Source organism: Leptolyngbya sp. UWPOB_LEPTO1 (genome assembly GCF_017302695.1).
Taxonomy (GTDB): Bacteria; Cyanobacteriota; Cyanobacteriia; order Leptolyngbyales; family Leptolyngbyaceae; genus Leptolyngbya; species Leptolyngbya boryana.
Window position 1 is genome coordinate 37,151 of the sequence record NZ_JAFLCJ010000006.1, and the last position, 22,235, is coordinate 59,385.

26 protein-coding genes are annotated in these 22,235 nt (G+C 44.1%); 7 read left to right on the forward strand and 19 right to left on the reverse strand.

Going from position 1 to position 22,235, the window contains the following annotated elements; translation table 11 throughout:
* Positions 1-46: 46 nt before the first annotated feature.
* Positions 47-2,884, reverse strand: coding sequence for an NACHT domain-containing protein (locus tag J0L70_RS11250; RefSeq protein WP_287454580.1), 2,838 nt, complete (start codon positions 2,882-2,884; stop codon positions 47-49).
* Between the two features lie 163 nt (positions 2,885-3,047).
* On the opposite strand from J0L70_RS11250, the gene J0L70_RS11255 reads away from it, so the two are divergent.
* On the forward strand, positions 3,048-3,212 hold the full coding sequence (locus tag J0L70_RS11255) for a hypothetical protein (protein WP_287454582.1): 165 nt from the start codon (positions 3,048-3,050) through the stop codon (positions 3,210-3,212).
* Between the two features lie 59 nt (positions 3,213-3,271).
* Here the strand turns inward: J0L70_RS11255 and J0L70_RS11260 are convergent, their stop codons facing one another.
* The 3 genes from J0L70_RS11260 to J0L70_RS11270 all read right to left on the reverse strand — a co-directional run bounded on the left by J0L70_RS11260 (position 3,272) and on the right by J0L70_RS11270 (position 5,185).
* Positions 3,272-4,045 (reverse strand): hypothetical protein, encoded by a 774-nt coding sequence (locus J0L70_RS11260; protein WP_287454583.1) that lies wholly within the window; start codon positions 4,043-4,045, stop codon positions 3,272-3,274.
* A gap of 29 nt (positions 4,046-4,074) precedes the next feature.
* Complete coding sequence (locus J0L70_RS11265) at positions 4,075-4,659, reverse strand: hypothetical protein (RefSeq protein ID WP_287454585.1); 585 nt, start codon at positions 4,657-4,659, stop codon at positions 4,075-4,077.
* 193 nt (positions 4,660-4,852) lie between these two features.
* On the reverse strand, positions 4,853-5,185 hold the full coding sequence (locus tag J0L70_RS11270; protein ID WP_287454587.1) for a helix-turn-helix domain-containing protein: 333 nt from the start codon (positions 5,183-5,185) through the stop codon (positions 4,853-4,855).
* A 193-nt stretch (positions 5,186-5,378) separates the two neighbouring features.
* Here J0L70_RS11270 and J0L70_RS11275 point away from each other — a divergent pair, with 193 nt between their 5' ends.
* Positions 5,379-5,561 (forward strand): DUF4278 domain-containing protein, encoded by a 183-nt coding sequence (locus J0L70_RS11275; RefSeq protein WP_287454589.1) that lies wholly within the window; start codon positions 5,379-5,381, stop codon positions 5,559-5,561.
* A 78-nt stretch (positions 5,562-5,639) separates the two neighbouring features.
* Here J0L70_RS11275 and J0L70_RS11280 read toward each other — a convergent pair whose 3' ends face one another.
* From J0L70_RS11280 to J0L70_RS11345, 13 genes are all read right to left on the reverse strand, one after another.
* On the reverse strand, positions 5,640-5,960 hold the full coding sequence (locus J0L70_RS11280) for a hypothetical protein (protein ID WP_287454590.1): 321 nt from the start codon (positions 5,958-5,960) through the stop codon (positions 5,640-5,642).
* A gap of 6 nt (positions 5,961-5,966) precedes the next feature.
* A complete protein-coding gene (locus tag J0L70_RS11285) occupies positions 5,967-6,860 on the reverse strand; it encodes a pentapeptide repeat-containing protein (protein ID WP_287454591.1) in 894 nt (297 codons plus the stop codon).
* 78 nt (positions 6,861-6,938) lie between these two features.
* Positions 6,939-7,244, reverse strand: a complete 306-nt coding sequence (locus J0L70_RS11290; RefSeq protein WP_287454592.1) for a hypothetical protein — start codon at positions 7,242-7,244, stop codon at positions 6,939-6,941.
* Positions 7,245-7,286: 42 nt separating this feature from the next.
* Positions 7,287-7,679, reverse strand: coding sequence for a hypothetical protein (locus tag J0L70_RS11295; RefSeq protein ID WP_287454594.1), 393 nt, complete (start codon positions 7,677-7,679; stop codon positions 7,287-7,289).
* A 196-nt stretch (positions 7,680-7,875) separates the two neighbouring features.
* The gene (gene dinB / locus J0L70_RS11300) at positions 7,876-8,964 is read right to left on the reverse strand and encodes a DNA polymerase IV (protein WP_287454595.1); all 1,089 of its coding nucleotides are present in this window, start codon (positions 8,962-8,964) and stop codon (positions 7,876-7,878) included.
* A 68-nt stretch (positions 8,965-9,032) separates the two neighbouring features.
* Positions 9,033-10,472 carry a pentapeptide repeat-containing protein gene (locus tag J0L70_RS32135; RefSeq protein WP_502711028.1) on the reverse strand — a complete coding sequence of 480 codons (1,440 nt, stop codon included), beginning with the start codon at positions 10,470-10,472 and terminating at the stop codon, positions 9,033-9,035.
* 348 nt (positions 10,473-10,820) lie between these two features.
* Positions 10,821-11,993 carry a pentapeptide repeat-containing protein gene (locus tag J0L70_RS11315; protein ID WP_287454599.1) on the reverse strand — a complete coding sequence of 391 codons (1,173 nt, stop codon included), beginning with the start codon at positions 11,991-11,993 and terminating at the stop codon, positions 10,821-10,823.
* On the reverse strand, positions 11,990-12,739 hold the full coding sequence (locus J0L70_RS11320; RefSeq protein WP_287454600.1) for a hypothetical protein: 750 nt from the start codon (positions 12,737-12,739) through the stop codon (positions 11,990-11,992). Before J0L70_RS11320 ends, J0L70_RS11315 begins: the two co-directional genes overlap by 4 nt.
* Before the next feature lie 150 nt (positions 12,740-12,889).
* Complete coding sequence (locus J0L70_RS11325; protein WP_287454601.1) at positions 12,890-13,318, reverse strand: hypothetical protein; 429 nt, start codon at positions 13,316-13,318, stop codon at positions 12,890-12,892.
* Complete coding sequence (locus tag J0L70_RS11330) at positions 13,315-13,809, reverse strand: hypothetical protein (RefSeq protein WP_287454602.1); 495 nt, start codon at positions 13,807-13,809, stop codon at positions 13,315-13,317. Before J0L70_RS11330 ends, J0L70_RS11325 begins: the two co-directional genes overlap by 4 nt.
* Before the next feature lie 12 nt (positions 13,810-13,821).
* The gene (locus J0L70_RS11335) at positions 13,822-14,619 is read right to left on the reverse strand and encodes a hypothetical protein (RefSeq protein ID WP_287454603.1); all 798 of its coding nucleotides are present in this window, start codon (positions 14,617-14,619) and stop codon (positions 13,822-13,824) included.
* A gap of 200 nt (positions 14,620-14,819) precedes the next feature.
* On the reverse strand, positions 14,820-15,107 hold the full coding sequence (locus J0L70_RS11340; RefSeq protein WP_287454604.1) for a hypothetical protein: 288 nt from the start codon (positions 15,105-15,107) through the stop codon (positions 14,820-14,822).
* A 171-nt stretch (positions 15,108-15,278) separates the two neighbouring features.
* The gene (locus J0L70_RS11345; protein WP_287454605.1) at positions 15,279-15,533 is read right to left on the reverse strand and encodes a helix-turn-helix domain-containing protein; all 255 of its coding nucleotides are present in this window, start codon (positions 15,531-15,533) and stop codon (positions 15,279-15,281) included.
* A gap of 506 nt (positions 15,534-16,039) precedes the next feature.
* On the opposite strand from J0L70_RS11345, the gene J0L70_RS11350 reads away from it, so the two are divergent.
* Entirely contained in the window at positions 16,040-16,303 is a 264-nt protein-coding gene (locus J0L70_RS11350) for a hypothetical protein (protein ID WP_287454607.1), read from the forward strand.
* Positions 16,296-16,460, forward strand: a complete 165-nt coding sequence (locus tag J0L70_RS11355; protein ID WP_287454609.1) for a hypothetical protein — start codon at positions 16,296-16,298, stop codon at positions 16,458-16,460. Before J0L70_RS11350 ends, J0L70_RS11355 begins: the two co-directional genes overlap by 8 nt.
* Before the next feature lie 27 nt (positions 16,461-16,487).
* On the opposite strand, the gene J0L70_RS11360 is transcribed toward J0L70_RS11355, so the two are convergent.
* Complete coding sequence (locus J0L70_RS11360; RefSeq protein ID WP_287454611.1) at positions 16,488-18,344, reverse strand: 3'-5' exonuclease; 1,857 nt, start codon at positions 18,342-18,344, stop codon at positions 16,488-16,490.
* A gap of 484 nt (positions 18,345-18,828) precedes the next feature.
* On the opposite strand from J0L70_RS11360, the gene J0L70_RS11365 reads away from it, so the two are divergent.
* From J0L70_RS11365 to J0L70_RS11375, 3 genes are all read left to right on the forward strand, one after another.
* Positions 18,829-19,977: a hypothetical protein gene (locus tag J0L70_RS11365; protein ID WP_287454612.1), complete on the forward strand. Its 1,149-nt coding sequence runs from the start codon at positions 18,829-18,831 to the stop codon at positions 19,975-19,977.
* Positions 19,970-20,170, forward strand: coding sequence for a hypothetical protein (locus tag J0L70_RS11370; protein WP_287454614.1), 201 nt, complete (start codon positions 19,970-19,972; stop codon positions 20,168-20,170). Before J0L70_RS11365 ends, J0L70_RS11370 begins: the two co-directional genes overlap by 8 nt.
* Before the next feature lie 62 nt (positions 20,171-20,232).
* Positions 20,233-20,745 (forward strand): hypothetical protein, encoded by a 513-nt coding sequence (locus J0L70_RS11375; RefSeq protein ID WP_287454615.1) that lies wholly within the window; start codon positions 20,233-20,235, stop codon positions 20,743-20,745.
* On the opposite strand, the gene xisF is transcribed toward J0L70_RS11375, so the two are convergent.
* Entirely contained in the window at positions 20,742-22,223 is a 1,482-nt protein-coding gene (gene xisF, locus J0L70_RS11380) for a fdxN element excision recombinase XisF (protein WP_287454616.1), read from the reverse strand. The two genes, J0L70_RS11375 and xisF, sit on opposite strands and share 4 nt — an antisense overlap.
* Positions 22,224-22,235 lie beyond the last annotated feature (12 nt).

Genomic DNA, 22,235 nt, shown 5'->3' on the forward strand with positions numbered 1-22,235 from the left:
GATCAATGCTGCCCACAGACCGAAAACAAGAAGTTATTTACCTTTCCTAATTTTGCTCTGCGTCATACGTTAGTAGCAGCAAGGTTTCTTCGATCTCTCGCCGCAACTTTCGATCCACATAACAATCAGTGTTGAGGCAATCAATCATGAGCTTACTGGCATCATAATATTGACGTAACTTCTCTAGCTGCACATTATTGAATTGCCAGTCATGACCAAAGTTGCGATTCTCAATTATGACGTGCCTTAGTTGCTGAATCCAAGGCAAACTTCTCCTTGACCACCATTGTGCTAGTTCTTTACGATCACCCTGATAAAAATCTGGTAATTCCTGCTTCAAATTTATTAATTCACGACTGAACTCAGGCTCCAAATCGAGAGCATGGGCAAGAGAAAGAGCTAAATCAAGATCCAAATCGATGGCAAGGTCAAGCGCACGGGTACGATCAAGGGCAAAAGCAAGAGCAAGATCACGAGCAAGATCGCGAGCGCCTGACAAATCAAGCGCTCGATTAAGGGGGAGAGCAACATCGGAAGTCTGGCTATAATCCAGATCCTGAATGAAGGAGGCATCTAAGGTGCGAGCAAGATCGAGATTGAGAGCACGAGCAAGATCGCGAATGCGAGCACGTTCTAGAGAGAACCTTTCGTCGAGATCTAGAGTGCGAGCAAGAGCACAAACATTGGAGAAAGCACAGTCAAGGTCGAATTCTATGCTAGATACCTTGTCAAGAGCGTAAACAAGGTCACAGTCTGGGAAAGAAACAGCAAGATTTAGGATAAAGTTATGGCAAAGACCAAAATCAAGACCTAGATTGAAATTGAGTTTAAGATTAAGGTCGAGAGTGGATTTAAGATCATTGGCAAGTGCTTGAGTAGACTCAAGCTCAGCCACAAGATGTTTGGCCCGGGCACGGGTTGCAGAAGGAGGATCTTGAGTATGAGTAGAATCATCAACGGGGTCACGGGCAAGACTCAGATCACGAACTAATGTACGGGCATAGTCTCGATTTCGAGCAAGTTTATCGGCAAGTACTTGGGCCAATCCCCGAGCTTGCTCACGAGCAGAGTCACGAGCACGATCGTCAGCAAGTTCACAAGCTAGAGAAGGGTCAAGCTTACGAGCTAGGGAGAGCGCAAGGGTAAAATAAAATGCTCGCACCACTGTGGGTTTATATGAAGTCTTAACCGATTGCGACTTTCCTTGCACCCAAATCATAAATTGTTGCAGCTTTCTATCACCTGCCAAAATCTGATCAATCCTGCATTTCATCAAGATAAAGAACTGATCAGCATTAGGTAACATTTCTGCGGTCAACCGAAATACCTCTCCCCAACGTTTTTCAGTAATATGACTCAACAAATCTTCTAGCAGAGCATCGCTTCGTTGCTCTTTAATCTGTCTTGCTACAAAATATTCTTGAAAAGTAAGATGAGAAAACGAATAGATACCCCGAGCACGTTCAATAAGTAATCCATGCTGTGCTTCGATTGACTTCAGAACCGCCACTCCATCAAGTTCTAAAGTCATTTCATCAGAAGTAATATTCGGGGCATTGCAAATAAACTCAATAATCTGATCGACTACTTTGCGTTGTTTAAAAAAATATTCATTCTGTTCAAAAAAAGTGAATGCAAGATAGCTAAGCAAATCTTCCTTGCGCTGTCGAGAAAGTTTTTTATATGCACGATCTCGCTCAATATTGCGTGTTGCATCCCACTTTTTTAGCAGTACATCTAATCCCTCTTCGTATAACTCAGAGCGATTTTCTGGAAAATCTGTCGATTCTCCAAAGACTAAGCATAATAGCGTTAACAATAATGGGCTTGTCGCTAACTCTTTAATTCGATTGTGATTTTCTAGCTTTTCTAAAAAGTTCTTTATCTTTGCTGGATTATCTTTAGTCCTAAACCACTTTGTGACAAAATCAAGAATTTGTTTATCGTCAAAATCTGCAATTTCAACTTCAGTAAATTGTTCAAAAGCATATTCTCGCGCTGCAATTCGGCAGGTAATAACGAACTGATTACGATGATATCTTTTTGCAAACTCTTGAATTTCATTAATTATACGTTGGCTGTCTACATCTTTCACCTCATCTAAACCATCCAAGAGAATAAGGACTTGTCCTGCCGCTAAAGCAGCTTGTAATTTATGCGAAACTCTACTTAACTGATCACCACCCTGATTATGAGAAATATGGTTACATAGATATATAAATAATGGGGGCTGTCGAGGTATTTCTGCAAATGCCTTTAATGAAACAAAAATAGGAATTCGATCTGCTTGAAACTCCTCGTCAATACATAACATTGCTAGTCGTTTCAAAAATGTAGTCTTTCCTGATCCTGGCTTGCCTAGAACCATTAATTTATCGTGTCGTTCTACTGCCTCTAGCCCATCTACTCGTGCTTCCCAAATTGTTGCTAGTCCGAATCGCTCGAAATCTTCAACGCTGTACTGTTCTAGAAGATCTGAAATAGTTAAACGCCGTCGTCCGGTCATTCTGTCTAAAATATTCACGTTAGTATATATAGCACTCAATCTAACTGGCTGCTCCATATCCAAAACGCGCATCATATTACATTGCTCATAGATACTCGCTCGTGTTAATTCACGGAGTTCTCGAACTCTTTGATCAATATCTCCATCAGCTTTAATGAGTTGAACACAGGCCACCTCTTGCCAGTCCAGCTTGAGCATCTGACAAATTTGCACAAATAGGCCTCGCGTAATCGGCTTTCCATTAAAAAACTTGCTAATTGGCTGTCGGCTCACGTTCAATCGGATTGCCAATTGTTCTTGAGTTAACGACGTTCCTATAAATGCTTTCCTCGCTAACTCAATACCGTCTTGAGATGCTTGCAGTGATGACTCAACCATTTCCTGGGTAAAAAGAAAAATTACAGTATTTATTCTCTAAAGCATAGCAAACAGAAATCATCCACAACGCAAACAGAAGTCACACGCCATACAAGTACCACTATTACAAAATCCAGAAGACATTAAAAGCATCTAAACGTTCGTGATTTAGGAGAAAGCTTCAATGTCTACTACAACAGCACAAGCCTATTTTCAAGTCCCTGCTGAGCCTGCTCAATCCCAACCTATCCAAGCGGATTCAGCTACAACGCTAATCCTTGCTATTGCATTTCTCATCAAAACAACATCGCTCTCGATTGCATTGCTTATCAAGGTTAGTAAACGATAATTCAGGAGGATCAAGCCAGCTTAATTACTAAGCGTTCTAAGGGGCAGTAGGTACTTTCCTCACTGCCCTAACTTCCTCCTCGCACCCTGTACCCGTCCCAATTGTTTCAGTCCCATTCCCACGGTGAGGCTGATCCCACCGAGAATGTACAGTCCCTTATTGTTCGTCCCCAGTCCGATGAAACGGACGATCGCGAAACTAAACAACGCTGCCAAGATAATCGGCATGATCACAATGTATTGAGTGTGCTGCACTTCTTGTCTCACTCCCAACTTCTCGCGCTGAATCACCTTCCTGGCAATCATCGGATTCCGTCCCGCAAGTGGCTGCAATTCTGCGATTCTCGACTGATCAATCTGCAATCCGAGTCTCTGCGCCTCTGATGTCATCACATCGCGAATATGAGCGTCTGAGGGCAGTTCTAGCTCAACTTCTAACATTCGCAAAAACACATCGCGACCGGGATTAATCGGACTAAACGCGACAACTCTTACACCAGACGCGATCGCATCTTCCAACCAGTACCGAATACTCGCGGGAAGTCGTTTCGCTTCAGGCAGAATGAACAGCCAATCATCGGAAGCATTCGAGAGAATTTCATCCTTCATCTCATCGACGCTCATCGGCTTGAACTTGCCCTCGCCAACCTCGATTTCAGTCGGACATCCAACCTGTTCAGCCAACGACTTGAAGAAGATTTTCGTCGTGCCCTTATAGGTTTCAGTCGCGCAGGTGAACTGACCTTCAAAGAGTTCGCGAACGGAAATAGCGAGATCATCGACTCCTGATCCCGCTTCTCCCAGCACAAGAACGCTGTGACCGGATTCGACCACAGCACACACCTTATTTAGAGCATCATCATTTACGCCACTTGTCGGCTCTGGCGCATTTGATCGAGTAACTTGTCCGCGATCGCGCTTGGATGAAAATTTGGGCGAGTTGCCTCCTCGGTACGTTCGACTTTCGCTTTAAGGTCTTCAGGTAAATCGTCTTTGGTCATCCGGTTCGCGACTTCTCGAACGACTTGCGGAATCATTGCCAATTCGGAAGCCTTCAATTCAGCGGCTGCTCGAAAGATTTGCTTGCCCAAACCATTCTCGATCGTTGGTTCTTCTACTGCTGCGATCGGTTCTGCCAGGTCGCTACCTTCTACTGCTGCGAGATTAGCAGAATTTACAGGTGCAAGTTCTCCACCTTCACTATCAATAAATCCATCCATTTCGCCCGTTTCTCGAATGTGTTGATCGAGTCGCTTCATTCGATCAAATTGCGATTGGTCGAGGTAAGCCTTTCCTTTTTCATCCTTGTGAGCTTTGATGCCGAGAAACTTTAATCGCTCGTAATACTGAGCAGATTTGATATCAAATTCTCGTTGAACTTCGTCCGGTCGGTACTGCATCTCAGTAGTGGAATTCTGGTCAACAGCGGCGGAATTCTGGTCAGTCATAGCGGAAAACTTTTGAATCAACTGTGCATATTATGCGAACTCCGTAGAAAGTTTTCTGTCCGAGACTCTACCGGAATTCCGGTCAGCCCCCATAAAGATTTTATGAAGATCGCAGATCGAAATATTCCAAAATTGAAATTGCTCAGGTCAATCTTTCTCACTGTAATTATTTACAGTTAATTCTCAATCCCAATTAAGAATCCCGCTGATCATAAGGAGATATCTTAATAGGCTCTATCTCGATCGTTGAATGCAAAACTGGCAACCACATGAGCAGAAGCAACCCAACCAATACAGGTGAAGCAGACGACTTTTTCAGATAGTATCGTCGCTCTCCCTCAACTGAGCGAGACTCAATCACTCCGGCAATATGTAAGTTTCGGGTCTGTCGTCGTACCTGTTCATAGGTCAGTCTAGATCGCTTAACTAATTCGTTGCGGGTAAGTCCGTCTGTCTCATTGAGAATTGCCAGAATGCGCGATCGCGTTCCTCGTCCCTGTTTGGTTTGTTCGTATATCGACAGCATGAGATAGTACAAAACTGCTGCTGTCAAAGTGCCCGATGGGTGGGAAGGATCGACAGAAGAGAAGCGATCTCGCAGATTTCCAAACTAGCTGCATAAATTTCAGAACTTCATCGTGGAATTAATCAAGAGAGCGATAACACCCTCTGAGTTTTGCTCTCTTTCATTCCTCTACTTACCCCCAAGGAGATCTATCATGCAATTGAAATATCGTGGCTGCTCTTACGACTCCAACTCCACCAGCGCTCAAGTGGCTCCCTCCAACCCGACCCTTATTTACCGAGGAGTCAAATATCAGCCAAATTCCGTGGCTCCTCAACTTGCAACATCGCAACGTCAGCCCTTGACCTATCGGGGAACAGGTTACTTTGCGGGCTAGTGCTTTGAAACAATCAGGAGCGCGATCTCACCCTCACTTTATCCGCGATCGCGTTCCTCAGCAGTAGCGTGATGGTTTTCAACCTTCAAAGGGCTGGATCACAATTCCACCAAACCGCGCTTCATCTGCCCAGCACTTTACGCCTTCGATGTAGCAGATGTGGTTTTCATTCTCCTCGCCAGTTTCCTCGACTACTGCTTTGAATCCACCACTGAATGAGACGTTACAGAAGCCCAATTTTCGCCCTTGATCGTCACAAGCTTTATCGAAACAATTGTTGCAAACTGATTTTGGGTATCGTGCCCAATGTGGTGTGAGGGTTGAACAGATGGGGCAGGGATGAAATTCGGTTTCGCTCATATCGTTGGGATTGTTAATCATGCTAGGGTCAGCAGCCATTAAAGCTCATTTCTTAGGTTTGAGTTTGTCACAGTCGCGATCGCTCTTTGTGCCGTTAGGCATCGTAGTTTGGCATAAGAAAGCATCTGTGAGATTTGCGCCAGGGAAGATGATCTGAATGCTACCTGATTGCTTATTCTCACTGTGCTGCACTGCTCGCTGGACTCCGCGCAAAACCTCCCCACGCGGGCTTTTCTCACTTACTACAGAATCTAAGTCCACCCTTAAATTGGCATCAGTCAAATTTGAGCCGCTTAAGTCTGCGTTATCTAGATTCGCTCCAGCTAAGTTCGCTCCAGTTAAATTGGAATCGTTCAATTTTGCTCCGCTCAAATTTGTCCGGCTCAGATTCACTCTACTTAGAATTGTTCCGGCTAAGTCTATCCCTGTTAAATCAGCACTTTCCAAACTGATAACTGAATTTTTTACATCAATTAGTTTTGATTCCCATAAAAATCTAATCAAATCACTTTTGCGATCTCTGTCTAGATGACGTAATGCAGCCAAAGTCTTCGCTCTTGCCACAGTACGAACCTCATCCCCTTGCCTTGCTGTCCGAAGTTGGCTTTCAAACAGCAATGTTGATATTTGATCAAAGTAGCGATTCAAAACTTCCTGCTTTGCTCGATCGTCTGCAATCTGCTGATCCTTTTCCCGATTCGCCTGGGCAATCTCCAAATCTCTCTGTTTCGACGTTTCCTGCAAATAGAACGCACCGATCGCCAGAGCAGTCGGCACGATCAACAACTGCAACACGTCCCACAGCTTCCTTTCCTTGAAGCCTGTCCAGTTCCAAAATTTTTGAAGTGGTGACGATTGCTCTCGAAGCTGCACAAAGGATGGTGGCTCTGGTTGAGAATACTGATTATTCGTCGATTCTGGGGGCTTTTGCTGCGTCATCGTCGGGATATGGTGACTTCATACTCACAGTACTGATACAGCGAATTCCCTAAGCATTTCAGGTTTCTTTGTCATCAATTAATAACTACGATCGCAACATCGCCCCTCACAATTCCGACTGCTGCGAATACAACCCGTTTCCGCGAATCGCTCTCCATGTTTCTTCACCGTTGGATAAGCCAACCACTGAAGCGGAATACCTGTCAGCTTCCAAACCAGCCGACCAAAGGAGTGCAATACATCCGAAGCCTCATCTAAACTCGGCTCAGAGATGAATTCTTTCAGTTCTGCCGTGAATGCTGACCACTGCGATCGAATTGTGGGCAGGTGACAGCGATCGTAGGCTGCCATCCCAGTTCTGTAGTGCTTGAACATTCCCATCATCACTACGCTCTTTATCCTGTTGGATGCTGTAGTTATTGGAATTTATGGCTCACTCCAAGTTCCACGCTCTTCCATGATCAGTTTCTCGTCTTCATAAACCTGTAAATCTCCTGAGCGAGAGACAAAATAGTGATAATTCCCGTTATGAAATACGTAGCCCAAAAACGCGCAGGGCGTGACCCCATCTGCACAAAGAGTATGTTGAGTCTGACCTTTTAGACGAATTGATTGCTTGGTTTGGCGATTGGTTCCCATGTAAGTGACATCATCGCAAGTTACATATCCTTCTGGACAGTTTCGCGTGATTGTCACGGTGAAATTAGGGGTATTTAAAGTTTCGGCTGAAACTGCTTGCTCCAGAACGAAGAAGATTGAGATCGGGAGAAGCGCTATTTTTACAGTTCGAGTAATGTATTTGAGACACTTGCTTTTCATCGGAAATGTCCTGAACTCATCAAAAAGAAGCACCCATTCAGAGACAGGCTAAGTTCAGATTGTAAAAGCTGCGCTGCCCCAGGAGTCGATTCTCTCATTTTGTTTTCAGATATGGTTGGAGATCGACTTCCTCTAATCGTTGCTGCCAGTTGTTCAGTTCTTCGAGTGTGAATTGTCTTGAATCTCTGGCATGGCGCTAAAACAAAGCTAACTGTACTAATGATGATTGCGTCTCAGACTCCAAATGGGAACTCCCCAAATTCGAGAGCGAAATTCCTAACAGCCGCACACTTCGCCCTTCTAAATCGACCGCTTCAAACAACTCCTGCGCCAAAGAGGTAACGATTCCCATCTCACAAATCGGACTTAAGAGCGTTCGACTGCGTGTAATCTGCTGATAGTTGCCAAACTTCACCTTCAGCGTAAGAGTGCGTCCCTTAGCTTGATGTTGCTCTAGACGGTGACACACATCCTGAGCGATCGTTTCGAGTTCATGAAGCATCACGGCACGATCGGTTAAATCCTGAGCAAACGAGGTTTCTGCACCTAACGATTTACGAACCCGGTTCGCTTCCACCATGCGATCATCCTGCCCTCGCGCAATTTTGAAGTAGTGATGTCCCATTTTGCCGAACTTCTGCACCAATTCCGTTTCAGAGCGTTGCTTCAAATCTGCTCCAGTACAAATGCCCAGTTCTCGCATTCTCGTTGCACTCACCTTGCCGATCCCGTGGAATTTCTCGATCGCAAGTTGCTCAATTAACTCCTCAGCTTGATCCGGCAGAATCACGGTTAATCCATTGGGCTTGTTCATCCCCGTTGCCATCTTCGCTAAGAACTTGTTGAAGGATACTCCCGCAGAAGCAGTTAAGCCTGTTTCTTGTTGGATAGAAGCTCTGATCTCTCTAGCGATCGCACTGGCGTAAGGCAAACTTGATTTGCTTTCTGTCACATCCAAGTAAGCTTCATCTAGTGCGACAGGTTCGATCAGGTCGGTGTAGCGCTCAAAGATGGCGCGAATCTGCTCAGAAACAGTTCGATAGACTTCAAAGCGAGGTTTGACAAAGATGAGATGAGGACAACGCTGGATCGCAAGTTTAGACGGCATTGCCGAGTGAATTCCGAAAACTCTTGCTTCATAACTTGCAGCACAGACGACCCCACGTTGAGTCGGAGAACTGCCAACCGCGATCGGTTTCCCTTGATATTGGGGATAATCTCGCTGCTCGACGGAGGCATAGAACGCATCCATATCGACGTGAATGATTTTGCGAATCCCGTCCATCGCTTAAGGGTAGTACAAGATGACTATTACTTTATCACCCCCCAGCACTCTTTTTGACGATTGTGAAATTACTTCGAGTGTGGCTGAATCAACTCAATACCAAGTTTATTTCCGATTTCTAATACGTTGTTGCTGAAATCGGTAGTTGCTGCGACCATTCCTGAGATCGCGAGTAGAGCAGCGAGAGCAGCTTTGACACGATGAGGCTTGACTTGATTTGGCTGGCGAATGCCTTCTTCCACATCTCCCAAATGCTCTAATGCTTCTTGACGTTGTTCGTCTGGGAAAGTTTGTGCTGTATTCCGGAGAGCATCAATCAAGGTAGTGATGTCGTTGATGTTGCTATTGATGTTTTGGGTGAAGTTGGTAATGTCGCCGCTTCCGCTATGGGTTGCACCGATAGTTTGAGCATTGATGATCGTTTGATGAGTAGGTTGGTTCTCTTTCTCAGCCATTGTTTTGACAATCTCCATTAAATTTGTGTTGTTTTGTCGATGAAATTCGAGTTGTTCCTGGTACAGCGAAATCTGTCCGTCTTTGGCTTGCAATTCGGCTTGATAGCGTTGTTCTTGTAGCTGTAACTTCATTTCATAGAGTTCTTTTGCGTGACTCTCGATCGCTGCCTTATCTGCTTCTGGCGGCACTTCTAAACGAATGACAAAGGCATCACTGCTCTTCTTTTCGATCGCCTGAATAGAAATATCTTCGTATTGCGATCGTAGTTGTTGAAAGGATTGGAAGAAGGCTTGCCAGTCGATACCATCGACAAAGATTAGATCAACGGTTTCGAGAGTTTTTTGAACTAGAAGGGCGAATTCTCCAGGTTTGAAACTACCGTTACTAGGACGGCGTTCTTGCTGATTCTGTTTTAGATACACATAATCACAAACGATATCCGAAAGATTAGTCGAACTATTAATATTCCAGTCTTCAATACAAGCTTGAGTCAGAGTAGCTTGACTCAAGTTTGTGTTCAAAACTTTCGCTCTCGAAAAGTCTACTTTGCAAAGATTTGTTTTGTAAAAGATAGCATTACAAAGATTAGCATCTACAAGGCAAGCATTGACAAGATTCGCACCACAAAAGCTTGCATCGGAGATTTTCGCTGAACGAAGATCCGCATAACTAAGATTTGCACCAGAGAGGTTGGCCTTAATTAGAAATGCACCACGAAGATTTGCACCGCGAAGATTTGCACCGCGAAGATTTGCATCATTTAGATACACGCCACGAAGATCTGCACTATCAAGATTTACATCACTCAGGTCTGCATTACGAAGGTTTGCATTACGAAGGTTTGCATTACGAAAGTTTGCATTACGAAGGTTTGAACTAATAAATCTTATGTAACTAAGGTTTGCATCATTGAGATTAACGCTATGAAGGTTGACGTTACTGAGATCTGCATAACGGAGATTTATTTTTGCATCAGGCTCTTCTTGTCGCCAATGATTCCAATCATTCACTCCTTGTAAAAGCAGCTCCAATTGCTTTCGGTTCTTTGCCATTTTAGCTCTCTCAATCCCACCATCTTCAAATACTTCATCAAGACGGAACTCAATTCTTAAGAGTGGTCTTTAACAACTATGAACAATTTCTAGGTTCTCAATTTTAAGACATCACAATCGCACTTCCTAATCATTCGGAAACTGCCAACAAGCAATACTCTCCACATTCTGTACCACAAACATAAGCCTCTAATGCAGAAGCGACCCGCTTACAATCTCACTCCCAGCAATGACAAAGAATGTTGTGATGATCGCCTTCCTCTAATCGTTGCTGCCAATCTTTCAGTTCTTCGCGTGTGAATTGAGGCAGAATCTCAGACATAATTCTGGGTGAAAGGGATAGAGAATTCACCTTCTCATCGGCGATAAAGCTGATTCACGATCTCCCAAAGAGTCGTTAAAAATTGCGCCTCGTCGCTGTAAGTCACGCTTTTCAGCTTCGGAAAGTCCTAGCCCTTCACCAAGCTGAGCGGATTCAACGATCGCATCTCTCAAATCTACGTTTGTGAAATCTACACCTTCAAGAATCGCATTTTCTAGGATTGCATTTTTGAGATTCACATTTTTGAGAATTGCGTTTTTGAGAATTGCATCTTTGAGAGTTGCTGCACTAATATCCGCTCCGCTCAGATTTACCCCAGTTAGATCTGCTCTTTCTAAGATGGTTTGACTAAGATTCACTCCACTCAAATTTGCTCCACTTAAATCCAATCCGCGTGGAGTGCTGAAATTTCTGCTTTTTCGTAGTATTCCTCCGGTTCCCAATCTACCTTGATATTGCGTGAGAAGCTTCCTACCTACTTCATTGTGATTGACCAGTTGATGAACCAGATACCACTTAGGATCTATACCTGTTTTCTCATCTATGGTTGCGTCTTTCAAGTTTGCACCACTTAGATTTGCAGATGTGAGATTAACACCACGGAGGTCTGCTCTTCTAAGATTTGCATCTTGAAGATTTACATTAACGAGTTTAGCTTCGCTAAGACTAGCACCACTAAGATCTGCGCCTGCTAAGTCAGTGTGTATGAAATTTGCCCCTTTTAGATTGGCGCAAGTGAGATCAGCACAGGTCAATCTAGCATTACTTAGATCAGCACCACCGAGGTCTATACCGCTAAGATCAGCCTGAATAAAAGCGGAATTGTTGAGATTAGCGCAACGAAGAGCAGCACAGGTGAGAACGGCATAACTGAAAATTGCATCAGCGAGATTTGCATCAACGAGACCAGCACTTCTAAGGTTAGCACCTGTAAGATTAGCTCCTTCCAAAGTAGCACCATTGAGATTTGCACCACTCAAGTTGGTGCCACTAAAATTAACACCCCTGAGGTCGGCATATCTCAAGTTAGTTTCACTTAAGTCTGCTCCAATAAAGTCTGTTTTCAGATTTCGACCAAAAAGTTTTGCTAGCTCACAGAAGTTATCAGTATCCGCTTGTTCAACTTGTCGAACGAACTTTTGAAATTTTTGAAATTCTTGAAACTCTCGTTCCTCAATCTCGAACTCCTGTTCGTTCATAGTTGCATCTCCACTTGACTTAAGTGTGGCTGTAGTTTTCTTTCAACAAACTGTTGGAAGAAAGCCCGTTCAATAAACGCTGACTTGTTACGGCTTAAATTACTCGCGCCCAGAAGACCGCCTGATTCAATTAAGTATAAGTCGGACTGCATTCTAATTTGAAATGTTGCTTTTACATAACAAATTTCATCGGCTATCTCGACTATTCCTAATCGCTCCTGTGTCAGTTGACCTTCGAGAATACCTTGCTCTCCAGTTTTTGCCTCGAATACCCAAACTGGATTCGTTTCATCTCCTCTAGTACGACACTGATACACTTTACGCTTCACCTTGTCGCTCTGTTTGCTAGTTCCTTTGTCTTTCAGCCCTCCTGACATTGCAAGGTGCGCTTCGATTTCCCGCCCAGTTTCCCACCCGGTTTCTATCTCAATTTCAGTCGCAAACTCAGATTTCAGTCCCATTGTTTCCAGTGGCATTTCGCCATTTTCAAGCTTCAACTTAAGCTCACCGCCTCGCAAGCCAAACTGAACACTACTGCCTAATTTAGGCGTTTTTATTTCGTGTCTACCAAACCGAATTGTAAGTTTTAGGTCAACTTTTCTACAATCGCCACTTTGATACTGAGTAGAAATTGTTACTAACGGTGAACGTTTTTTCTCATAAAGAGGTTCGTTATGTAATTTCATGAAAACACAGTCTGGAAAGCGATTGGCTGGTTCAACGCGAGAGGTGGGTATCTGAGTCATGGTTTCTGACACTGAAGAAGTTCCACTTATCACTCTGCTTTTAGGCAATAAGCGGCGCGACCAGTATCATTTTAAGCAACCGAACAGTTCGCTGGATAGTTCACCGAACATGCTTGTTAGCATCATACAAAGTGAACGATGTCACTTTACTTACGTTCCTTTCTCCAACAGTCTCAACGTCTCCTGAATCGGCGATCGCATCCCATAAACCGAATTCTCCACATCCGCATACTTCGCCTTGGGAATATAGCGAGATCGCTTCTGTCCCTTCTCTTCCCAGTGCAACCAAGGCTGTTTCGTCTCCCAGATATCCCCATTCTTCCGCTTACGTCGCACCGTATGAAACTCGATCCACCCACAAGAATGTGTGCTGGGGGGTCTTATAGTGTCATCCTCACCCCCCAGCACTCTTTGTATAGCGTGTCCATTTGGGGACAATTCCGACTCCTCCTGATCAAAGAGATTCAGTTGCAACCGGGTTGAGTCGCGCTGATGTCCAGCCAGTTCAACCGACTTCTGATCAGGCAGTGATTCATATTCCGCAGGTGATTCGCACACAGAAGAAAGACGATAATTCATACCGCTCCCTCTGGATTCTCAGCTTGATCGACATCCGGTTCTAGAATCACTTGCTGATGATCTTGTTCAGCCTTCTGAATCTCTTGCCAAGTGCGATCGCGCTTCCTCAAATTCATTTGCTGAGTCAAGTCCTGAATTTTCGTCAAAGCTTGCTGTCTCGCCTCAAACTGGTTCCGCAACGTAATGCGCCACTGCTCTCGATTGATGCGATCGAGTTCGGCACAGATCTCGCGTTTAAACCGCCAATCAATCGTTCCCGAAACTCCTGGCGATGATCCCTGCACCCAGTTTCCAGCCGAGCAGTTTTGGCAAAGCGGTAACTTATCCTCATTTGGTCGGTAATCCGGGACGATCAGCGTCATCAAACTACTTGCAATGAAGCCACTGTCTTCACAGCAAAAACAAGTCCATTCCGGTCGCCACATTTGACGATCGTGCTGTTGCTCTGGAGAAGAAATCGGTTCTCTGGGAAATTGAGGGAGTTGAGCCATGATGAATCCTCCCTAATACAAGCCTTGCTGCTGCGCCCATTCATAGAACGATCTGCGCTTTCGCTTCTCAGCTTGATCACTGCATAACCCGATCCAACCCAACCCCTCATGATTTAAGGCTGCAAGGTACTCGTTTTGGAGCGGATGTACTGACCAGTCAATATCGGGCACAGGAGCGCCGGAACGCTCAATTTGGAACTGATCCCACAACGTTTTGAGGTGGGCTTCGATCCATCGCTTCGGTAAGGTTGGGCGCTTTGGTAATTCTTCTATTTTCTTCTTACAAAACTTTTCAAATTTCTCTCTCTCTGCTTCTGGGATCTGAGAGAGAGATGGATCAGTTTGATTAGTCTGATCTATATGAGGCGATCCAGAATCTATATCTGGTGCGGGTTCTAGCGCTTCATTTTCTCGTTTTTGAGACGACTTTCTCAAATTTGAGACGACTTTCTCATTTTTGATACTGGAGTCTCGTTTTTGAGACTGCTTTCTCATTTCTGAAACTTCTGTCTCATTTTTGAGACTATTTTCTGTCAAAAGTTTTCTAGCTCCGACTAAGTTGCGGAAAGCGATCTTGGCAGGTTGAGTATCGAATAACCCCAGTTCTTGAAATCGTGCGATCGCTCTATAAAACGTCGGTTTAGAGAGATTGCATTCTGTCAATATGGTTAATAGATCGAGGTCTTGGTAATGTTCACCAAAGGGATCGATCGTGACAAGGTAGCTCCAGAGTCGCCATTCAGCAGCGGTTAATTTGGCAGCACGAAGCGTTTCAGCCAGTTCAGCAGTCAGAGGATAGTGCTTAGACATCTTGCACCTCTGAAGTCGTGATCAGACTGAATGAAGGCTGTGTGTGATTTACTACAGACAGTGAAGATTTCTCACCCTGGCTAGATGCCGGATGAGTAGGCGAAGATTGAGTATTCATAGTTTAGAAACAAGTTACTTGTGCCCTATCTGCTCTAAACAGGTAGGGCGTTTACTTTTTGAAGGTCAAAACGCTTGGGGGATTAAGAAGCTGCTTTCTCAGTAGCAATGAGCTGCTTAACTCGTTCCTGAACTTTTCGAGCGGTCGCAGCATCTTCTCTTCTTAATTCCAGACCCTTGAGCAGGTCTATCTTCTCCATTCCCAGCCGTTCAGCAAGCACGTTTAAGCTTCGTTCTGATAGCCCTCTCGATTTTGTCCATGCCGCAAAATCACTCGCTCCAAACCCAGTCAGAGCCGCGAGATCAATATGACGGGCATAGCGAATATCTTCGATCGTCAATTTCACAGCAACCTCTTGAGAAGTGTTCATGTGATGGGTTTCCATTTAGAATGAATAGATTATAGGAAAATATAATCTATTATACTTTTGTATAATCACGGAAAGGGAAAGTGACGATCGCACAATAAAAAATCCCCTGCCGATGACAAGGGACGAATAACAAGGGACGAGATTTAGACTGATCGTGAACTGAAACTAAACCTACTCTTCTTCCTGTTTCGTTGCAGGAGCGATAGTTTCATCCATATAGGCTTTAGCAACCAGATTCAGCATGTATTCGCGCTGTTCTTGAGTTAAAACATCCAAGATTTTCTCTATGCTGTCAACCCTTAGATTTTTCACTCCATTACGGAAGTGGCTGATTTGTGTAGTAGTTAAACCAGTTTTTTCAGCAATTTCAAGTCCGGTCAGATCAAACCGAAACAATGTTTCCCTAAACGCATTCGCGAACTTCATTGCTCATAGACCTACTTTACAGGAGTCATCGATAAACCTCTGGCATACCAACCATACCCAGATTCAACAATCTTTTACTTGAACCTCTAACAAATTACAAGATCCAATAATTTAGGATTATATTTTCGTATAATATATTATCTAATAATATAATCCTGATGAGGAAGTAACTAAGGCTATGTTACCCCTATCCAATTTTACAGGCATGTAGACATCAGTGCTTTATCGCACACTTTGTTCGTCAGCAAATTTCCTCTATCCTAAGTATTCTGGAGTTCCATTGAGACTTGCTTCTCTTCTACAACAAACCGCAGCCCGATATCGCTCAGCCGTTCACAGGGTTTTAGAAGATTGGTCACCCGTATGTGGATGTAATCGACCTGGTTCTCACCCGACTTGTGAAGCCTGTCCGTGTCTGCCTGTCTTTGAAAGACTTTTAAGAAAAGAAATTTATGAACAGACGATTGAGTCAGGAACTATCCCTTCAGCCAGCAATAAAAGCACCTATGCAGCGCCCGACCCGTCCTCTATTTCCAGATCATAAGTTTGATTTTGGCGATCCGGCTTGGGTAGTTCCGATTCAGCAGGGAGGAACGATCGAAGCAATTTGGTATCGACAGAATGATGATGCTTGGCTATACCGACTCACTGGGCTAAGCCAACCTGAAAAATGGTGGCACGAAGAAAAGCTAGAGAACGCTTGTCCAGATTGCGGTTGCTCCTGGAGCGGTATGAAAACTTGCCAGTGTGGACGATCCCCAGATGAGTGAAGCAGAACCTACAAAAGAAGAAATGATCCGCTTCACTGCGGATCTACCTAAATCCTTGCATCGTCGATTCTCTGTTTATGCAGCGAGAGAAGGTAAGGACAAAGTTGCACTGTTACGGCAGTGGCTGACAGAAAAATTGAAAGATGTTGAGAGTTGATATCGTAATCAAATTCGCCTAACTATCTCACACTCTTGCTAAAGCTATTTGAACTCGTTGAGTAAATTCTGACTCTCGATCGCACGTCATCACCAATTCATCGATCGCTCTTGTCATTGCTACATAAAGCAATCTCGCCTCTTCTTCAGGGGATCGATCTCTAGTTGGCATGAATCCCACACCCGGAACGAAGACCACCGGGAATTCTAATCCCTTGCTAGAGTGCATTGTTACTAATTTAATGCTTTGAGCAGCGGGATCATAATTGCGGCTCTCACTGTCCTGATTCACCCATTCGATCGGAATGCCAACCTGTTCAAACTCACTGTAAATATTTTCACCCATGAATTTAGAGCGGTAGACGATCGCCATTTCGTTCCAGGCAATTCCTTGAGCATTGAAGCTTTTCGCGCGATCGATCAAATATTCCGTCTCTTTTCTAAAACTGGGAAGTCGAATCAATTGAGGTTTGCTGCCTCTCCGACCTGCACTTTCAGGCTCAACCAGTACAGGTATATCCTCATCTGGGTTAGAAGTCGGCATCATGACTTCTCTAGCAAACTCATAAGCGAGATTCAGAACATCTTGAGTATTGCGGTAATTGATTTTAAGGATCTTTGTTCTACCTCTTGCTTCAATCCCAACACTGCTTAAACTGAATTTCTTACCTGGGGTTTCATAGATATTTTGAGCATCGTCATAGAGCAAGAGCAATGATTTAGTTTCGGGATCAACCATTTGGACTACTAGCTTTAACCATTCCGGCTCAAAGTCATGTCCTTCGTCGATCATCACTGCTCCATATCTGCCAGCAGGAATTCTGCCTTGATCGACGGCTTCAATCACTCGCCGCACTAATTCTTTTGGATAAGCTTCACCACGAAACTGATTGTAGCTAGGTTTCTGAATCCGATGTTGCCAGAGTTGATCACTGCACCAGCGATGAAAATTGCATACCGTAACCCGATCGCTGCCAATTCCTTTCTCATGCAGCATGTGTCTCAGTTTTGCAGCTAATGAAACATTGAAGCAGAGGACAAGGATCGGCTTCGTGGTCTGTTGAACAAGAAACTCACAACGGTAAGCAAGAATCAAGGTCTTCCCAGAACCCGCGACTCCATGAATGACACGATGCCCATCTCCAAGGCTGCGAGCAAGCTGTTCTTGCTGAATGTCCATCACTCGAATAATGTCAGGAATTGCAACCTGTTCTTCAACTTCTTCCGAGTGAGTTGATTCAGACTGCTGAGGTGCAGAGATCCGAACTTCTGGGAAAATGTGCCAGCGCACTCGATCGATTTGAGTTGAAGTTAGCGGTTCCCCGAATTCATAAGTACAAAGATTCCAAAGTTGCTCCTGAAACTTTCCAGCATCTACACTCTCATACATCTCATCCTGACAAATGATGAGATGCGGCTCAAACACTTCCTGAAAGCCTTCGATCGATTCAAGTTGCTGTCGAGTGATATTTGTTAAAACGGCTCCATAGCTGTAGGGAAAGACTAAACTACCTCGATATCGTCCTTCTGCTTGTTTCAGCAATGGATCGCGTTTCAGGCAATTAACGGTTTCCAGTAAATACTTTCTTGCTTGTTCGAGAGGATGAGTAACTTCAGTTTCTTGCCCGTCTACGAGCAAGGTCACGCGATCAGGATTGACACTACGAAGAGTGTTGAGTTTCCAATCCTTTACCTCCAGTACAAACAAACCTCTACTTGGATGCAGGATGACGAAATCGGGTCTTAGTCGCTTATTTCCGATCGGTACGTCATACCAGAGCAAATAATCCTCATCTAGCTTCTCTTCTAAGCGTTGAGCAAATCTCCGTTCACCAGAGGTCATACGTTGCGAACAACTACTAAATGCTGGAATGAGGACTGCCATATCTGAATTAAAGATTAATCTGACCGTATTATTCCTGATTTTATTGCAGTATTGCAGTATGAAGCACTACTCAGTGATTTGCAAATGATTGATATCTACTTGATTTAGAGAGCAAAAATTTCTGATGAGTAAATTTCCGATCGTTCTAATTCCCCGTGCGCTAAAACAGATCACTATGGAGTTTCCACCACTGCCTACAATTCATGAACCGGAATCACCTAAAGACCCAATAGCCCCAGTACCTCCTACAAAACCTACAAAGCTTGAGTTACAGCAAGTAATCTGGATAGGGATAATCACTAGTCTATTGTTTTTTTCTATCAACGTAAGTTTAGGGATTTTCTCTGTTGTTGTTCTGACAGTAGCCTGGATTTGGTATGAACAGTGGCTTGACAATTCTTTCCCTCAAATTGAACAGAAATATCAGCAAGATCTAGTCAGATTCGAGCAGCGAAAACGGGGCTACCAAGAAGAATTAGATGCAATGCCTGCACGCAGGAGGCAGCATCAACTTGATTTGGAAGCGCATAAGCAAAAATTAATACGGCTAAAAGCTGAATATCGGCAGCCAGAGAAGGTTGTAGCATTTAGGCGAAAACGCCTTTGTGAGGTGTTGAAGCATACTCTTCCGCACGATGGAGAAGACAGTAGGGCGATTGAAGGAGCGAATGAGCATAGATTACGGCATCGTTTAGAGCATTTTTTTCATGGCAGAATCTATACGAGACTAACAGTATCGATTCCGAACTACGAATATCCTTACAGCCCAGATATAACGTACATTGATACTACTTTAGGACTCTACATCGACATTGAGGTAGATGAGCCATATGACTACTACTCTGGTCAGCCAACTCATGAATTGAATGGAGAGAAAGATGCTCGACGTGATCAATTCTTTCTCAGAAGAGGTGGGATTGTCATTCGATTTAGCGAGGAGCAGGTTGTTTGTGCGTCTGAAAGTTGCTGTAAAGAAGTAGCTAAAACGATCGCAAGTCTAACTGGCGATCCAACTATCCCCGCTCAATTTGAAAATGTTCCAGACTTGGTATCAATGCCTCAATGGACTTATACAGAGGCAGCAGAGATGGCTCTTAATCGGGTAAGAGATAGAGGATACGAATGCAGAAATTTTCCGCAATCAGTACCACGTACTTCTGGAATTTCCCCTGCTTCAGGTAGTACCCTTACACCAGATGAATTACTAAATCGCCTTACTGAATCAATGAGACAACGGCGCTCTCAAGCCGAATCATCAAGACGAGTGCGTTCTCAGCAACAAGACCGTTCTAGCTTACCCACTCCACCTGCTCCAAATTCTCAAACCTTCAATACTCAACCGCCAAAGAATCCTCCAACTGTTCAATCTCGTTCTCCAGTTCAACCCCCTAGCGATGCTCAGCGACCTACGAAGAAGACACCTCCTGTTCAGCCTAATAATTCTGAAAATCGGGGACGCTCCTGGAGAAGAAATCGCCGCAAGAAGCTGAAGATGAAATTGGCGAATTCCCAAACTACTGAATCAGAAGCACGAGGATATATTCAAACAGCTTTAGAGCTTGGAGTCATTGAACAGAACGAATTTTCAAAATTCATGGATTACTTCATTAATAGAGACAACAATAATGCCTGATCAATACTCTTCCTTCTACGCTGGAGAACCAATCTCTCAACCTCCAGACCGCTTCACCAAAGCCGAGAAACTCGAACTACTGATGTGGCATCCTCTCTTCACTGGGAAATGTCCTCGCTGTGGTCAAAAACTCGCTGAGTCGATCGCTGAATGTGAGTGCGGCTGGAAGGATGAAACTGAAACAAAGAATTGAATTTTGTCCCGAAAGCTATGAGTTGTAATCGTGAATAATAGTGTTTTCATCCCCATAGTCTTATGATGAGTATTCTCAAATCCCTCACCCTTCTGAGTATTCTGACTGCTTCTCTTCCCGCGATCGCCCAAACTAAACAGGTTCTTGATCAAAGCTGCCGTCAAGGAACTTGTTGGGAATCATCGCTAATCAGTAAGAAATTAGTTCATCAGAATCAATTAGGTGGAGAGCTAAGCCAACTCTACAGAATTGAAGTTGAGACTAAGCTTACAGCGAGAGAAACCACGACCAAGAGAGCCACGCAATGGGTGTATTGCTCAATGAGTGAGCCTTTTGTCGCGTTTAGCCAGCCTTCTGACGACCTAATCTATCTCCACTATTTGAATCCCGGTAGCGAGATATATGGCTATAACGCTGGCTCTAGTAGAACGTACTGGGCAATTTGCCACAATACCTGGAGTGCTGAAACTTTTGGCTCAAGTGAAAACCTTGCTCGAAAAGCGAGACAGTTAGGATATTCCCTCACACTGCAAAGTGTTCAAAGAGAAATTCCTAAGCAATTATTCCAGCCCTAAACCTTCAAAATAATCTCCTCAACCCCTCCATTACGAACCACAATTTTTTCAATCAGTGCCCGATAGATCTGCTGCTTCTCTTCATCATTGAGAGTCTTCCAATAGAGCGGATCACTAAATACCTGAAGTAATAAATCGCGCTTGGTTAGAAGCTCAGAAGTGATATTCTGTTGGGCTTTCTGGTATTGCTCAATCTGTTGCTTTAGGTCTTCTACAATTCCGGCTGCTCGATCTCCTGGAGCAGATTGATAAAAGGAAAGCTCTGCACGTAATGATAGGATTTCCGGAGAATCAGTAGTAGTGCTGGGAGGTAGTTCGGCAAGTCGAGTAACCTCTTCAGTCCGTTGAATTAGAGCCTCGATTACGAGTGGTTCGATCGCATCATGGCGGATACTTGTTTTCTGAAGACAGGTTCGCATCCGGTAATTTTTACATTGAAATGAGAATTTTCTAATTGTTGGATCAGTTCTAAGTCGGTAATTTTGAACTGAACATCGTCCTCGACACTCTCCACAAATGATCAATCCCGTGAATGGGTGAATTAAATCGGTCTTGTAGGCATATCCTCCATGTTTTGAATTCCAATCCAGAACCGCTTCAATCTCCTGATACTCCTCATCGCTCATTACACGATGATCGGGATGAGTGTTATAGCGAATATCCCAGAGATGCTTATGACGTTGACGTTGATGATATGCCCGACCATAAGCAAGATGTCCTCGTAGAATTGGATTATTCAGCCATGAAACAAAGCCAGAAATACTAAAGCTAAGACTATGCTTTGGTTTGCGATTTGCTTTAACGCCTTCTGTTTTAGCTTTAATGAAAGTTCGGATTCCATATCTATCGTTAAGCCAGAGAATAGTCCGGCGAACAGTTCGGTATTCCAAAAACTTTTCAATTAATTCCCGCGCCACTTCAGCCTGACTTAGCTCGGTTTGAGTCTCAATAATGCAAACATAGGGTCTGTGGTCAAGTTCAAACCTCTCACCTATTTTTCGATATCCAAATGGAGCAAAGTAGGCTGCATTGCGATCGCGATGATGTTGATGTCCTTGCTTCACTCGTTTGGACAATCTTGCACTGTATGCTCGTGCTTGGATTACTGCTTGCCCTGCCATGACACGTCCATCAGGGTCAGATAAATCAATGTAGGGTTGGTCAAGACTAACTAACTTAATATCCTGCTCTTCTAGCAATTCAAAAACCCAAAATGATCTAAGCTCATTCCGTGCTAGTCGATCGATATCAGTCACACAAAGACGCTTGCCTCTTGCGGCTCCAGTTTGAATATAAGCAAGCATTGCCTCAAAATCTGGACGCACCACACCTTTTTTATAAGCTGATTCAGTATCCGCCCAAATCTGAGTACATCCGAACTTTTTAAGCCGCGCAATCTGATTGTCAACGCTATGTCCCTTTGCCTGTTCATCGCTGGAAACCCTTGCGTAGCCTAGATCGCCATCCACGAAACCCACCTCGATTTAACG